15 protein-coding genes are annotated in these 15,377 nt (G+C 50.9%); 6 read left to right on the plus strand and 9 right to left on the minus strand.

Going from position 1 to position 15,377, the window contains the following annotated elements:
- Positions 1–20: 20 nt before the first annotated feature.
- Positions 21–482, minus strand: coding sequence for a DUF721 domain-containing protein (locus N7E60_RS02290; RefSeq protein ID WP_269598006.1), 462 nt, complete (start codon positions 480–482; stop codon positions 21–23).
- A 416-nt stretch (positions 483–898) separates the two neighbouring features.
- Between N7E60_RS02290 and secA the strand changes: the two genes are divergently transcribed.
- Together secA and mutT are read left to right on the plus strand one after the other, a co-directional pair.
- Positions 899–3,622 (plus strand): preprotein translocase subunit SecA, encoded by a 2,724-nt coding sequence (gene secA / locus N7E60_RS02295; protein ID WP_077455358.1) that lies wholly within the window; start codon positions 899–901, stop codon positions 3,620–3,622.
- 133 nt (positions 3,623–3,755) lie between these two features.
- Positions 3,756–4,151 carry an 8-oxo-dGTP diphosphatase MutT gene (gene mutT, locus N7E60_RS02300; protein ID WP_069586607.1) on the plus strand — a complete coding sequence of 132 codons (396 nt, stop codon included), beginning with the start codon at positions 3,756–3,758 and terminating at the stop codon, positions 4,149–4,151.
- Positions 4,152–4,181: 30 nt separating this feature from the next.
- Here the strand turns inward: mutT and yacG are convergent, their stop codons facing one another.
- The 8 genes from yacG to nadC all read right to left on the minus strand — a co-directional run bounded on the left by yacG (position 4,182) and on the right by nadC (position 11,208).
- Complete coding sequence (gene yacG / locus N7E60_RS02305; protein ID WP_069586608.1) at positions 4,182–4,388, minus strand: DNA gyrase inhibitor YacG; 207 nt, start codon at positions 4,386–4,388, stop codon at positions 4,182–4,184.
- A 4-nt stretch (positions 4,389–4,392) separates the two neighbouring features.
- Entirely contained in the window at positions 4,393–5,133 is a 741-nt protein-coding gene (gene zapD, locus N7E60_RS02310; RefSeq protein ID WP_269598008.1) for a cell division protein ZapD, read from the minus strand.
- Between the two features lie 23 nt (positions 5,134–5,156).
- Positions 5,157–5,771, minus strand: a complete 615-nt coding sequence (gene coaE / locus N7E60_RS02315; RefSeq protein ID WP_269598009.1) for a dephospho-CoA kinase — start codon at positions 5,769–5,771, stop codon at positions 5,157–5,159.
- Positions 5,771–6,640: a prepilin peptidase gene (locus tag N7E60_RS02320; RefSeq protein WP_269598010.1), complete on the minus strand. Its 870-nt coding sequence runs from the start codon at positions 6,638–6,640 to the stop codon at positions 5,771–5,773. Before N7E60_RS02320 ends, coaE begins: the two co-directional genes overlap by 1 nt.
- A gap of 64 nt (positions 6,641–6,704) precedes the next feature.
- Positions 6,705–7,919: a type II secretion system F family protein gene (locus N7E60_RS02325; protein WP_269598011.1), complete on the minus strand. Its 1,215-nt coding sequence runs from the start codon at positions 7,917–7,919 to the stop codon at positions 6,705–6,707.
- A gap of 9 nt (positions 7,920–7,928) precedes the next feature.
- Positions 7,929–9,611, minus strand: coding sequence for a type IV-A pilus assembly ATPase PilB (pilB, locus tag N7E60_RS02330; RefSeq protein ID WP_269598012.1), 1,683 nt, complete (start codon positions 9,609–9,611; stop codon positions 7,929–7,931).
- A gap of 24 nt (positions 9,612–9,635) precedes the next feature.
- Positions 9,636–10,049 (minus strand): pilin, encoded by a 414-nt coding sequence (locus N7E60_RS02335; protein WP_269598013.1) that lies wholly within the window; start codon positions 10,047–10,049, stop codon positions 9,636–9,638.
- 250 nt (positions 10,050–10,299) lie between these two features.
- Positions 10,300–11,208: a carboxylating nicotinate-nucleotide diphosphorylase gene (gene nadC, locus N7E60_RS02340; RefSeq protein ID WP_269598015.1), complete on the minus strand. Its 909-nt coding sequence runs from the start codon at positions 11,206–11,208 to the stop codon at positions 10,300–10,302.
- A 162-nt stretch (positions 11,209–11,370) separates the two neighbouring features.
- On the opposite strand from nadC, the gene N7E60_RS02345 reads away from it, so the two are divergent.
- The 4 genes from N7E60_RS02345 (at position 11,371) to pdhR (ending at position 15,300) form a co-directional block, all read left to right on the plus strand.
- The gene (locus tag N7E60_RS02345; protein ID WP_269598017.1) at positions 11,371–12,363 is read left to right on the plus strand and encodes an ABC transporter substrate-binding protein; all 993 of its coding nucleotides are present in this window, start codon (positions 11,371–11,373) and stop codon (positions 12,361–12,363) included.
- On the plus strand, positions 12,360–13,664 hold the full coding sequence (locus tag N7E60_RS02350) for a diguanylate cyclase domain-containing protein (protein ID WP_269598018.1): 1,305 nt from the start codon (positions 12,360–12,362) through the stop codon (positions 13,662–13,664). Before N7E60_RS02345 ends, N7E60_RS02350 begins: the two co-directional genes overlap by 4 nt.
- A 27-nt stretch (positions 13,665–13,691) precedes the next feature.
- Positions 13,692–14,246 (plus strand): 1,6-anhydro-N-acetylmuramyl-L-alanine amidase AmpD, encoded by a 555-nt coding sequence (ampD, locus tag N7E60_RS02355; protein WP_269598019.1) that lies wholly within the window; start codon positions 13,692–13,694, stop codon positions 14,244–14,246.
- Between the two features lie 280 nt (positions 14,247–14,526).
- Positions 14,527–15,300, plus strand: coding sequence for a pyruvate dehydrogenase complex transcriptional repressor PdhR (gene pdhR / locus N7E60_RS02360; protein ID WP_069586617.1), 774 nt, complete (start codon positions 14,527–14,529; stop codon positions 15,298–15,300).
- The last annotated feature ends 77 nt before the right edge of the window (positions 15,301–15,377 follow it).

Genomic DNA, 15,377 nt, shown 5'->3' on the forward strand with positions numbered 1-15,377 from the left:
CCTGTTAAATCAAGCCAGAGTCACGACTCTGGCTTTTTTGTGTCTGTCGCTAGCTTGGCTAAGGCCTCTAAACGCGCTTTTAACTTTGGTGAGGCACTTTGCCCCAGCTCATGCAGTAACTCACCCGAGGCTTTGCTCAAATGGCGCGCGGGAGTGGCGGCATCTTCTTCTCTATCCACGGCGGCCAAGGCTGGATTAATTTTCACTTCAATGGTGGTGAGACTGGCGAGGCCTTTTTGCCGTAATACGGACAAAAGGTGTTGGCGCTCGTAATTGAGCCGCATAGCCCAAGCAGCGCTGCCAGCTTCAACTACGAGCACGCCCTCACGATAGTTTGCTACCCGGCAAGCCTTAGAGGTTTCGCCCGGCAACAAGGCCAAGATCAACTTATTTAGCTTGGCGAGCTCAACAGCGCGTTGAGCGATATTGTTGTTGTCGCTCTCTAACAGGTGCAACGTAGAGCGGGGTCGGTGATCTCGCATGGCTATTGTCTTTTTTATCGTCAATTCGGTGCGTGAACAGTCGCACAGCGTCTAATTTTTCCTAATTGATCCTATCTGTCCCTGATTATTCATAGGATGTCGGTCCAATTTCCCTTATTATAAGTGACCGAATCATTCACAGGTAAGTGTCGCATGGGTAGAGCGACAGGCATAGTGTTTTCAATGCAGCCTGTTAATTTCACAATCAGCTTCGCGGAAAATAAGTTGTTAAGCGGCACTGTCCGCCCTTGAATTCTTTCCGATTTGGCTCCACCTAATAAAGATGCGCGCATTGGCATCTTCTGTCGAATCGATGAACCATAGCCTATCCGCGTTGAACTGAATGCACACCAGCATCATTGCTGTGCAGCTGCCGCCCATGTGGGAAGACCATTAAAAAGAGTACCGGCAACGCCATGTTATCGAAAATCCTGACTAAAGTTATCGGAAGCCGTAATGACCGCACTTTGCGTCGGCTGCGAAAAGTCGTTGATGAAATCAATAAGCTAGAGCCCCAATTTGAATCCCTCAGTGATGATGCGCTAAAAGCGAAAACCGTCGAATTCCGTGAGCGTCTCGACCAAGGCGCAAGCTTGGACGATCTGCTTCCTGAAGCCTTTGCCACCGTCCGCGAAGCATCTAAGCGTGTGTTTGGTATGCGCCACTTCGATGTTCAGCTGATCGGGGGCATGGTGCTGCACAGTGGCCAGATTGCAGAAATGCGCACCGGTGAGGGTAAAACCCTGACGGCGACCTTGCCGTCTTATTTGAATGCACTGACAGGCAAATCCGTGCATATCGTTACCGTCAACGACTACTTGGCGCAACGTGACGCGGAAACAAACCGTCCGCTATTCGATTTTCTTGGCATGACGGTCGGCGTGAATGTGCCGAACATGCCACCGGAAGCGAAGAAAGCCGCTTACGCGTGTGACATTCTTTACGGAACCAACAACGAATTTGGTTTCGACTACCTGCGCGATAACATGGCGTTTCGTGCGGAAGATCGCGTGCAGCGCGATCGCTACTTCTCAATTGTCGATGAGGTGGACTCCATCTTGATTGATGAGGCGCGTACACCACTGATTATTTCAGGGCCAGCAGAAGATAGCTCAGAAATGTATCAGCGGATCAACGCGTTGATCCCTCAGCTCGAAAAGCAAGACGAAGAAGACTCAGAAGAATATCGTGGCGATGGGCATTACACCGTCGATGAGAAAGCCAAACAGGTCTACATGACCGAAAACGGCCAAGAATTTGTCGAAGAGCTGCTAAAGAAAAACGGCTTGATGGCAGAAGACGATACACTGTATTCGCCCGCGAATATTAGCTTGTTGCACCATATTAACGCCGCACTCCGTGCCCATGTGCTGTTTGAGCGCGACGTCGATTACATTGTTAAAGAAGACGAAGTGATCATCGTTGATGAGCACACCGGCCGTACTATGCCGGGACGTCGTTGGTCTGAAGGGTTACACCAAGCGGTGGAAGCCAAAGAAGGGGTGAAAATCCAAAACGAGAACCAGACACTGGCCTCGATCACCTTCCAGAACTTCTTCCGACTCTATGAAAAGCTGTCAGGGATGACAGGGACTGCGGACACCGAAGCCTTTGAGTTCCAGTCGATTTATGGATTGGATACCGTGGTTATTCCGACCAACCGCCCGATGGTGCGTAAAGATCATGCTGATCAGGTTTACATGACCGAGCGTGAGAAATTTGCCGCGATTATTGAAGACATTAAAACGCGAGCGAAAGCAGGCCAGCCGGTACTCGTCGGGACCGTCTCGATTGAAAAATCAGAGCTTCTTTCTAATGCGCTGAAAAAAGATGGCATCAAGCACCAAGTCCTCAACGCGAAATTCCACGCCCACGAAGCCGAAATCGTTGAACAAGCCGGTTATCCGGGCACCGTGACGATTGCAACCAACATGGCCGGTCGTGGTACGGATATTGTTCTAGGCGGTAGCTGGAAGCAGGTACTGGGTGATATTGACGAGCCGACAGACGCACAAGTCGAAGCGGCGAAAGAGAAATGGCAGCAACTTCACGACCAAGTGGTTGAGGCGGGTGGCCTGCACATTATTGGTACGGAGCGTCACGAGTCACGCCGTATTGATAACCAGCTTCGTGGCCGTGCTGGTCGTCAAGGTGACCCAGGTTCGACGCGTTTTTATCTGTCGATGGAAGACTCACTGATGCGCATTTTTGCCTCAGAAAAAGTCTCTAACATGATGAAACGCCTCGGGATGGGTGAAGGTGAAGCGATTGAACACCCTTGGGTGAACAAGGCGATTGAAAACGCGCAACGTAAAGTAGAAGGACGTAACTTCGACATTCGTAAGCAGCTGCTGGAATTCGATGATGTGGCCAACGATCAGCGTAAAGTGGTCTACGAATTGCGTGACGCGCTGCTGGTTTCCAGCGATATCAGTGAAATGATTGAGCATAACCGTGAAGATGTAGTGAATGCACTGGTTAGCCAATATATTCCGCCGCAATCTTTGGAAGAAATGTGGGATATCGCCGGCCTAGAGCAGCGCTTAAAAGCAGATTTTGATATCGAATTGCCTATCCAACAATGGTTGGATGAAGACGACAAGCTGTATGAAGAATTATTGCGTGAGCGAATTCTGTCATCGCTGATTGATGTCTATAAGAGCAAAGAAGCGGCGGTGGGTGCTGAAACACTGCGCAACTTCGAAAAAGCGGTCATGCTGCAAACTTTGGATACGCTGTGGAAAGAGCATTTGGCGGCGATGGATCACCTGCGCCAAGGTATCCACCTGCGCGGCTATGCGCAAAAGAATCCGAAGCAGGAGTACAAGCGTGAATCGTTCGAGCTGTTTGAAGACATGCTAGAAGCGCTAAAAACCGACGTGATCACCACACTCAGCCGCGTTCGTGTGCAACAGCCTGATGACGTTGAGCGTATGGAAGCGGAGCGTCAAGCACGTGCAGAGCAAGCAGCTCGCCAACAGCAAGTAAATCATGCCAAAGCCGATAACCCACTCAGTGACGGCGAGGCGAACGCTTCAGGCAACGAAACTGTGGTGCGCGATGGACGAAAAGTTGGCCGTAATGAGCCGTGTCCATGCGGATCAGGGAAGAAATTTAAACAATGTCACGGTAAAATCTAACCCTGACTATGTATGACTAAAAAGGCCGTTCAGCGGCCTTTTTTTATACCCCAAGACGCGCGTTCGCTGACGTGCTTGCATCCATATCAACAGACAGTGGATAGCGCGTAGGCGGTAGTAAGTAGGAGTATTCATGAAACGGGTAAGCATTGCCGCTGGTGTGATTGTTAATGCCGCGCAAGATAAGATATTTATTACACGTCGCCATGCGGATGTGCACCAAGGCGGAAAGTGGGAATTCCCCGGCGGAAAAATTGAAGCCAACGAAACACCGCGCCAAGCCGTGGTGCGGGAGCTGCGTGAAGAAGTGGGAATTGATGCCACCGACGTCAGCCCCTTTATTTCGCTAGACTTTGATTTTCCAGATAAAGCGTTAAGCTTTGATTTTTTCTTAGTCAGTCGCTTTGAAGGGGAACCGCAAGGGCAGGAAGGTCAGCATGGTGAGTGGGCACCGATTGCACGTTTATCCGAGTATACCTTCCCTGAAGCGAATGACGCGGTGCTTGAGAAAATCCGTGCTCGATTTTAAGCACGGATCGTTCGTCTTGGCAGGTGGAGATTACTCCGCCTGTCCTTCTGACCATAGGTCGTCATCAGAGCTGTCTGGTGCACCGGGAATCGCCTTTTCTTCATTGGCCCACTCCCCTAAATCAATCAACTGACAACGTTTGCTGCAAAACGGGCGATGCGGGCTGATTTCGCCCCAAACAACAGGTTGTTGGCAGGTTGGACATTTCACCACCGCGGGGGTATCACTCACGCTCATCTCCTTAACAGACACTGATAAATACCGGCATATTGTCGGCGACCTCGCGATCATCGTCAAATGGCATAAAACGGATCGCAAAACGGTTTTTGTGTCCTGAAACCAACGGATAAACGCCCAGATCGGGGTTAACCTGAATCCGGATCAGGCACGCGCCATCAGCGTCTTGTTGATAGAAGCCTTGCTTAACCTCGACATGCCCATCTTGTGCGCTTTCTCGGGTCAGTTGCAACCAAAATGCTAGGGCATGACGCAGCGGTGATAGTGTGGCGAGCCAGCCATTAATCGCGTTTTGGCGGGCGACCAAAGGCTGATGTAACCAATAGTGGAAAATGGGTAAATCAAAACTACAGCTGCCACCGGGAATGGAGAATCGCTGTTTGATGCTGGTCAGGAAGCGATCTTCGCGTAGCGCTTGGCCAAAGCGCTTGGCTTGCAAGACCGCGCGTTGGTGCTCGGCCAATTGCTCGAGCAGTTGTTGTAGCTGCTGTTGATCGACCTGTGGCACATGCGCCCAAGCGTTGAGCTTTTTCTTGAGCTTATCCAAATCCTTGGCAAGATCCGCTTTCACTTGCACTTGTTCGAGAATTTCCAGCAAATCAAATAGACTGCGGAAAAATTGAATATGGTGGCAAGGGGCCGATAATCCGCTCACTTCGTCCAATTGATCGAGCAGGTACTCTAGGCGCAAATAAATTCGCACCTGTTCATTGAGTGGGTGTTCATACAAAGTGAGGCTGGTCATAAATGTTTCGCGATCCTATCCGGTTACTCCCCGGTGTGATGTTGGGCGGCCAAGGTTAAATACGTCTGGTGTAAGGCATCAATCTGGTGTTGGAGTTCCGTCTCTGGTTGATCATTGTTGATGATGTCGTCGGCGACCGCAAGTCGCTGCGCACGGGTTGCTTGGGCAGCCAGAATGGCATCCACTTGCTGGCGGCTCACGCCGTCTCGCTTTAATGTCCGTGCAATTTGGGTTTGCTCATCAACATCGACCACCAAAATGCGATCCGCTAATGCCATGAGGTTATTTTCCACCAATAACGGCACCACAAGCAAACAGTAGGAAGAGCGTGCTTGCGCGCAAGCGCTGATCATCTGGGTACGGATCATTGGGTGCAGTAAGTCATCTAACCAACGTTTGTCGTCTGGGTGTGAAAAGACCCGCTCTCTGAGCCAAGCGCGATTCAATTGCCCATCGGGCAGCAGGGCTGATTCACCAAAGCGCGCGGCGATTGCCGCAAGCCCTTCACTGCCAACCGCCACCACATTGCGTGCAATCACATCTGCATCAATCACCTCAATGCCTTTGGCCGCAAACTGGTTGGCAACCGTGGTTTTGCCGCTACCGATACCGCCAGTAAGCCCAATCACTAATCCCATTAACGCATTCCCAATAGTTGTGAAAGATACCAGTGTAACAGGCCATCACCCCACAGGAGGCAGACCCAGCCGGCGATCGCAATAAAAGGACCAAAGGCGAAAGGTTGCTGCAGCCCTTGCTGCTGACGGCGGAGTACGATCGCGCCAATCACGGCGCCACTTAATGAGGCCAGCAGGATCAATAGCGGCAGTACTTGCCATCCCAGCCACGCCCCCAAGGCGGCAAAAAGCTTAAAGTCGCCATAGCCCATGCCTTCTTTGCCGGTGGTGAGCTTAAAGGCCCAAAAGAGGCTCCAAAGGCTGACATAACCGACCATGGCACCAATGACACTCTCACTGAGGGTGACGGGGCTAATGCCGATTAGCGCAAGGCTGATGCCAGCCCACATCAAGGGTAAGGTGAGTTGATCGGGCAGCAGCAGGGTTTCCCAATCAATCAAGGTTAAGGCTAACAACACTAAACTAGCCGCCATCACCGCGATGGCCCATGTCGGGGAGGTGAAAAGCCATGCGGGGAGCATGCAAAGTATCGCGCCGGTCAGCTCCACCAATGGATAGCGTTTACTGATGGGATGTTGGCAATGGCGGCAGCGGCCTTTTAAAGCCAGCCAACTGAGTAGCGGAATATTGTCATACCAACGAATGGTTTGCTCACAGGCCGGACAGTGAGACGCGGGAAGGCACAAATCAAAGCGCTGCCCATCTTGGGCCTCAATGTTTGCATCAGGAAAGGTGGCTAAGCATTCTTGGCGCCAACGACGCGCCATCATGATTGGCAAACGTGCGATGACCACATTTAAAAAGCTACCGATAATCAGGCCGAATAGGCCGGCAAGAACGATGAATAACGGCGATGAGAATATCAACATGGGACCTTCTGGGTATAAACCTTGTGCGCATCATAGCGCCTTGTGGCGAGAGACTCTATCTTGGCTAGCCAAGAACGGACATCAGATTGAAAATCGGTAAATACATGGCCACTACCAAGCCGCCAATCAATAGCCCCAGCACTAAAATTAACAAGGGCTCGATGATTTTACCGAGGTTGTCAACGGTGTTATCGACTTCGGCTTCATAGATTTGCGCGATGCGGTTGAGCATATTATCGAGTGAGCCCGACTCTTCGCCAATCATCACCATTTGCGTCACCATCACAGGGAAGCTGTCGCTGTCACGCAATGCTTGGTGGAGTGGAATACCCGTTGCAGTGTGCTGATATACTGCATTAAGCGCGTGAACATAATAGGCGTTGGTCATGGATTTTGTTGCCGCTTGTAAGCCAGAAAGTAACGGAATACCAGCACTAAAGGTGGTGGCGAGGGTACGAGAAAATTTGGCAATACAGGCTTTACTCACCACTTCACCGATGACGGGCAGTCGCAGTAGCCAGCGGTCATAGTAATATTGGTAGGTCGCGTTTTTACGCTGCAGTAGCTGGTGGGCAGCGGCAAGGCCCGCCATTATCAGTGTGATGGTCAATGCGTGTTGGCTCACGATGTCGGATAAGGCGAGGACTTGTTGGGTCAGCCAAGGTAGCTCGGCGCCGAAGGAGTCAAAAATATGTTTAAATTTCGGGATCACGAATACCAGCAGATAGGCACTCACTCCCAAGGCCACGCTGATCACTATGCTGGGATAGATCATGGCTTTAATCACTTTACTGCGAAGCTGCGCCTGTTTTTCACGATACAAGGTTAAACGGGCAAAGACCTGCGGCAATTGCCCGGTTTGCTCGCCTGTTGCGACCAGATCGCAGTAGAAGCGATCAAACAAGGGACTCGCTTGCGCCAACGCATCGCTTAAACTGGTGCCCGCTTCGAGTTGCTGGCGAATATGACGCACCAGCAAGCGCATCTCGGCTTTGACCTGATTGAGCGCGATGAGGTTGAGGGCCTGTACGATAGGGATCCCAGACTCTAGCAGAGTGGTGAGATCGCGGGAAAACTGAGTGATATCCGCCGCTTTGGCTTTGTGACGGCGCTGCTGAAAGCTCGATAGTCGACGGCGAATGATGCGTGTGGGCAAGATCGATTGGCTCGCCAGCTGTTGGCGAGCATCCTGCTCGGTATAGGCGAACACCTGGCCTTTTTTGTCGCCGCCTGCAGCGGCTTGGCGCCAATGAAAGAGAAACAGCGTGGGTTTGGCCATGAAGACTCCTTAGGCAAGCTGAATAACGCGAGTAAGCTCTTGAATGCTGGTGATCCCTTGATTGAGTTTGGCAATCCCGGATTCGGCCAATCGCCACATCCCTTCCTCTGTCGCCAGTTGGGTCAGTTCGATGGCACTGGCATTGCGGTAAATGGCGCTGGCAATAGTCTCGGTGACAGGAAGCACCTCATACACCCCTGTGCGACCCTGATAGCCTTGATAACACTGATAGCAGCCGTGAGGATGAGCTTGGTACAAGGTGTTTGGGGTTAACGTCGGATAGAGGTTAGCTAAGTGCTGAAGGTGCGGATCATCAGCTGGATGCGGCTGTTTACACATCGGGCATAAACGGCGGACTAAACGTTGGGCCACCACCAAAGTTAGGGAGCTGGCAAGGTTGTAGGGGGCAATGCCCATATGGGACAAACGGGTGATGCTTTCGGCGGCGGAATTGGTATGCAGGGTTGATAACACCAGATGACCAGTTTGCGCGGCCTTGATCCCGATTTCAGCGGTGTCGAGATCGCGAATTTCCCCCACCATGACTACATCGGGATCTTGGCGCAAAAATGCACGGAGTGCGGTGGCAAAATCTAAACCAATGGCCGTATTAACGTTGACTTGGTTGACGCCTTCTAGCTGGATCTCAACCGGATCTTCGACGGTGGCAATATTACGCTCGGGCTGATTGAGATACTTTAACCCACTGTACAAGGAGACGGTTTTGCCGCTTCCGGTTGGGCCGGTAAACAAAATCATGCCTTGCGGTCTATCTAATGCGTCTTGATAGTGCTGGCGTTGCCACTCGGTTAAGCCTAAATCATGCAAGGTTAATTGCTGCTGGCCATTATCCAACAGACGAACCACTACTTTCTCGCCCCAAATGGTTGGCAGGGTAGAGACGCGCATATCGACGGTATGGTCGGCGGTGAGGGTCAGCTTGATGCGCCCGTCCTGTGGCAAACGTCGTTCGGCAATATTGAGTTGGGCTAAGATTTTGAGCCGGGTCGACAGTCGCCGCGAGACCCCTGCCGGAGGATGAGCATAGGTTTGTAATAAACCGTCTTGGCGAAAACGAATTTGGTAGTGATGCTCAAAAGGCTCGAAATGCACGTCGGAGGCTTTTTTGCGCACCGCATCCACTAAGATCTGTTGAATGTAACGACTGATGGGCGCCTGATCGCTTTGTAGCTCGGCACTGTCCTCTTGTGGGCTATCGGTGACGGTCAGGGCCGCCAAGTCCTGATCACTGATGGTGATACCATCGCCAGTGCCATCGATATCTGCCCCGTATAAGTGGCGTAACGCAGCATCCAAATCTGGCTGACTGAGCACCACTAACCGGACATTGAGCCCAGTAGAAAAGCGAAAGTCGGCGACAGCTTCTGCGTTATCTGGATCACTGACCCCCAGTAATAGCTCTTGGCCTTGCTGAGCAAGCGGTAACACTTGGTGACGCTGAATTAAATCACGCCGGTCGAGGGCATAGCAGGTGTCTTTAAACGGGTACTGATGGCTCTCTGCGAACGGAAGATGGTGCAGCGTGGCGAGGGTGTTGGCGAGCGCGGTGGGGTCAACCCCAGCATCGAGTATATGCGCAAGATTGAGCGAAGTATTGTCGCCAATGCCCAGCATATCGCGCTGGGCATCAGTCAATAAACCGGCTTGATACAACTGAGCGGTTGGGATCATTGCGAGTCCCTGTTTTATATTTGCTTAAGGTGTTGGCTGGTTTTTACTCGCTTGCTTGCAGCCATTGACTTCGAGATCTTTTGATGATGGCTCGCATGTCCACTTGCCTTCAGGAGACCGTGCGAGTGTGACTTCATTACCCTTCGGCATCCCCTGTACGGCTATTTTCATGTTTCCTTCAACGCCATTAATGGCGTTGATTTTTACATCATCAGGAATACCAAGTCCTTTTTTATCCGCGTCTTTTGGGAACGCGCCCGTCTCGATAATTTTTGCTTCTACCACGGAGCGCATATTGGTCAGCGTGGCAATCGCGGCAGTGACTTTGGCTTTATCTTGATACTTTTGATATTGCGGAATGGCGATGGCAGTCAATGCGCCAATAATGCCTAATACCACCAGTAACTCAATCAAGCTAAACCCTTGTTGCTTTTTCATCCTATTTCTCTCCTCGTAATCATGAGTTGCCGCAAAGTGAGTGGGCAACAATCAGTGCCAGCACTTTACTCTCCTGTGTGTGGCGCAAAAAAGAGGGGAAACATGAGTTTGAGAGTCAAGGATAAAACCTTGATGTAACAGTGGGTTTTTTCTGTTGCAGTGTTCGACAGACGACAAATTTTTTGTCACAGAATTGTTATAAAAAAGGCCGCGGGTAAGAGGCGGCCTCATTATCTTGCGAACAGGTGGATTACTGAAAGCGCATGGATAAATCGAGCGCGGTAACATGCTTGGTCAGCGCGCCCACGGAAATATAATCGACGCCTGTGGCGGCATAGTCGGCGAGAGTGTCCAAGGTGACGTTTCCAGACACTTCGAGGGCGACACGGCCTTGGTTGAGCGCAACCGCTTCACGCATCATGGGAATGGTGAAGTTATCCAGCATCACCACATCGGCCCCCGCATCAATGGCTTGTTGCAGCTCGGCCAAGGTTTCTGTTTCTACTTCCACTGGCTTATCGGGGTTAAGGCGACGAGCTTCTTGCACGGCATTAGCAATGCCCCCACAGGCAAGAATATGATTTTCTTTGATCAAATAGGCATCGAACACTCCAATCCGATGATTATGGCCGCCACCACACGCGACCGCGTATTTCAACGCACTCCGCAGCCCTGGAATGGTTTTGCGGGTATCGAGCAATTGTGTGAGCGTGCCATTAAGCGCCGCCACATAAGTCGCCACCTTGCTCGCACAACCGGATAGCGTTTGAATAAAATTCATCGCATTGCGCTCGCCGGTCAAAATAATCCGCGAGGGGCCGTGCAGGGTGCACAAAGTTTGATTTGGTGTCACTGTGTCGCCATCTTTGACATGCCAAGTGAGCGACACGGCACCGCCAAGTTGACGAAACACCTCATCGGCAAACGCCTGACCACAAAATACCCCAGCTTCTCGGGTGATCAAAATAGCGGTAGAGACCGAGTCGGCAGGGATCAAGCTTGCGGTAATGTCCTGACTGGGATCAATCTCTCCTCCCAAGTCTTCTCGAAGTGTCTCAGAAACTAGACGTTTTACGTCCGCATCAAGGTGCGAGGTGAGATAAGCAAAGCGGCTATCGCTATCGTGTACCGCGCGAAATGGAGAAGTTGTCGACGTCATCTTGGCTCACTGGTGCAGTCAAAAGTTGCCGAAATGATAACCTCACTGGTGATGAAATGCAGCCACTGCAGCGGTAAACTTTTTTATCGCCTTGTTTTTTGTGCATGGCCTGTCTAAACCTTGACTATACTTGGTGTCAGCACACACTTATGAGGCGCAACAATGAAACGACTATTTGCATTATGTGCCATGTTAGCCATCGCGATACTGGGGTATTGGGCGTGGCAAGGAGTGCGTGCGCCTGTCAACAACAGCAGTCCGACCGTGACGATTGCAGTATCTCTCACACCGCTTGCCGCGCCCATTATCATCGCGAAGAAACAGGGTTTTTTTGCCGGCCACGGTGTGAATGTTAGCCTTTTACCGGTTCATGGTGGGGTAAAAAGTTTTAATACGCTGATGGCGGGAGATGCCGATCTCGCGACGGTGTCGGAAACCGTCGCGATGTTTAATAGCTTTCAACGTGATGACTTTAATATCCTCGCCAGTTTTGTAGAGTCCAATAACGACGTCAAACTCTGGTCATTGACGTTGCCGATTCACCAATCGCTCGATGTGCTGGCGAATGCGCGTATTGGCGTAGTGCAATCGAGCGCCAGTGAGTTCTTCTTAGACTTAATGCTCAATCTGAATGGCCTGTCTGAGTTGCCGATACGAAAGGCCTACTACTCTCCAGACCAACTCCCCGGCGCGTTATTGCGTGGAGAAGTCGATGCGATTTCAATTTGGGAGCCTTATGGCTATCAAGTGATGCAAGAGGCGCAACAGCGCGTATCGCAATTTAACAGTAAGGGGCTGCACAACCTCTCTTTTTTACTGGCGAGCCGAAGCCCGTTAAACATTCATCAACACCAGCGTATGCGTCAGGTGATTGCAGGGCTGAATGATGCGATTGACTATATTCATCTCCATCCCGATGAATCAAAGACAGTGGTGGCCGACTACTTGTCAATGCCCGACGACCAGCTGGCATGGCTTTGGCAAGACTATCTTTTTCGGCTTTCCTTGAGCGACGCTTTACTCCTGAGCTTAAAAAATCAAGCTATGTGGGCACGAGAAGCCGGGCTAGTGGCAGGGACGGAACCGGGCTTTCGTCGTTTGCTAAATCCTGGCCCTTTAACGGAGGCGACGCATAAGGCGAGCTTATTAAAATGAAGATAGGACAACAGTTAAGTGTCGTTGTGTACGCCTGTGCTGCGCTCACCATGATCACCTTACTTATCACCGTAGAGTTGTTTTATAAACAAACGCAGGTCCAACATCGTCTTGATGCCATTGTTTCTTTGCATTCACAAATTGATGCGGTGCGGGGAAGGCTTTGGTTATATCAGCAGTACCATAGCGCGGAAACACGCCAAGATGCGTATCATGCCAACCAAACCTTGCTGCAACGCCTTCGTGAACAAAATCGTGAATTGCCGATCCAGCCGCTCCAAGCGATTCGCCAAGCGGCACAAAGTATTGACACTTTATTAGTGTTATCGGCACGGCGTCAGAGCGATATCAATACCACGGAAAGTGCGCGATTGATGGTGTTTTCTCGCTATAACATGCTACTACAAACCATGAGTGAGGCGGCCTTCTCCATGCGTCAAGAAGCGATGCACTCTGCTGGGCAGCAACAAAAAGCCTTGCTTCTCCTCCATGGGGGGGTGCTGATCTTATTGGCGCTGTTAGTGACCGCATTAGCCACCAATACACGGCGGCGTTTCTTTCAGCGGCTTGAGGAGCTGCATGACGATGTGGCGAAAATCAAGCAAGGGGATTTAACCACTCAGCTCTCACTCGACACTTCTGATGAAATGTCTGATCTTGCCGCCCACGTTAACGAGATGAAGCGAACGCTGAAAAATACCATGGTGCGTAAAGAGCAACTCGCCGAAGAGATTGCCCAACAAACTCAGCAACTGCGAGAGCAACAGCAGCAGCTAATGTACTTAGCCGAGCATGATGAACTCACTCGACTGTTTAATCGCCGTGCGTTTGAGTCACATGTGGAGGTTGCCTTGATGCGTGCTTCACGCGCGCAAACAAAAGCCGCGTTGCTGTTTATCGATGTAAACCGATTTAAAGAAGTGAATGATACCTATGGTCACGGGGTGGGCGACGAACTGCTAAAAGTCGTTAGCCAGCGGTTAAAGCTTGCCGTGCGACGTTCTGATTTAGTTGGGCGTTTAGGCGGCGATGAGTTTATTGTTTGGCTCGATTTATTGGCGGATAAACAGGCACTGAAAGAGGTGATTGAGCGTATTATTCAAGAAATGCGCGCGCCAATGGTGACCAATGGTGCAGAGTTGGAGCTTTCTCTGAGTATCGGGGTGAGCTGTTTCCCAACCGATGGACTGGAATTGCAACAATTGATGAATCAAGCTGATTCAGCCATGTATCATGCCAAAGCGAACCCAAGCGCGGGTTGCTGCTTCTATTCCAATCTGAACACCCGCGAGATAGAGTAATCGTCCAGTCCAACCATGGATAGCGGCATGTCTTTTTCAAACATCAATGATCATTGGCTGGTGGGCGCGCGCGCTTGCCCATCTCCCCACTACAATCAACGACCCGATGGGGAAGAGATTTCCTTACTGGTCATCCACAATATTAGCCTCCCGCCAGGACAGTTTGATGGCCCCTATATCGAACAGTTTTTTCAAGGTCAGCTCGACGCGAGTAAGCACCCTTATTTTGCCGAGATCGCCGATCTTCGCGTCTCCGCGCACCTACTGATCCGACGAGATGGAAGTGTGATCCAGTTTGTACCATTCAACGAGCGTGCGTGGCATGCTGGCGCTTCGTGTTTTGATGGACGCGAGCAATGCAATGACTTTTCGATCGGTATCGAGCTCGAGGGCACGGATGACCTACCTTATACCGATCCGCAGTACCAAGCTTTAGCGACGATCACCCGTACGCTGATGCAGTATTATCCAGCCATTACCTGTGATCGTATTACCGGCCATGAACATATTGCGCCGGGGAGAAAAACCGATCCGGGCCCTGCATTTGATTGGCCCTATTATAATTCGCTGATCGCCAAGTAGTGTGGCGGCATCTCGCGCTTGTTTGGGCTCGTGGAGCTGTAAAAAGGCGGGTTGTTAATAAAGTGTTTATTGGTCAGACCAATTTTTGCGAGCCAGAGTGTGCCGACTGTCACCTTAAAGATACAGTCGTTTCCATGATGTCAATCAAACTTCTGGTGGACACAATATCTGCTGTCTGGTAACTTTAAAGGATTATAAAAAATTGGTATTACCAATTGACAACCAGTCAGTTTCTGTCGAAGGCAGTGAAAGCTGCTAAGACGGATGGTCAACAAAAACAATGGCATATCAAAGAATTCGTCAACCCAAACTCTCAGATGTTATCGAGAAAGAGCTCGAAGGTTTAATTCTGGAAGGCACTTTATCGCCGGGCCAGAAGTTACCGCCTGAGCGGGAGTTGGCAAAACAATTTGATGTGTCGCGTCCGTCAGTGCGCGAAGCGATCCAGCGACTTGAAGCTAAAAAGTTGCTGACGCGTAAACAAGGTGGCGGCACTTTTGTCAGTGAACGACTGTGGCAGCGATTCTCTGAACCCCTGCTAGAGTTATTGGCGGACCATCCTGAAACCCAACTTGATTTGCTGGAGTCACGTCATGCGCTGGAAGGCATCTCTTCTTACTTTGCCGCCCTCCGCGGTACGAAAGAAGACTTCAAGCGGATATGTGACTGCCATGATGCGATTCGTCATGCGCAGCAACAAGGGGATTTAGAGGCAGAAGCCTCGGCTGTCATGCAGTATTTAGTTGCAGTAACGGAAGCGGCACACAATGTGGTGCTGCTTTATATTATGCGCAGTCTTGCGCCGCTGCTGGAGCAGAATATTCTGCAAAACTTTGAGCTACTTTACCGCCGCCAAGAAACGGTGGAAAACGTCAGCCGACACCGGGCTGAGATCGTGGATGCGATTACTGCTGGCGAACCAGAAAAAGCCAGACAGGCGTCACATGCACACTTAGCTTACATTGAGGAAACTCTGTTGGATCTTGGCCGTGAAGAAAGCCGTCGAGAACGGTCTCTGCGTCGAATTCAACAACGCAAGGACGAGTTGGAGTAACACCGGATTCGCCCAAAAGAAAGGGCAAGCGGTGTCTCCAGCTGCGACAACGTTTGTTTTGTATGAGTCAATCAACG

The organism is Salinivibrio proteolyticus (assembly GCF_027286365.1).
GTDB lineage: Bacteria > Pseudomonadota > Gammaproteobacteria > Enterobacterales > Vibrionaceae > Salinivibrio > Salinivibrio proteolyticus.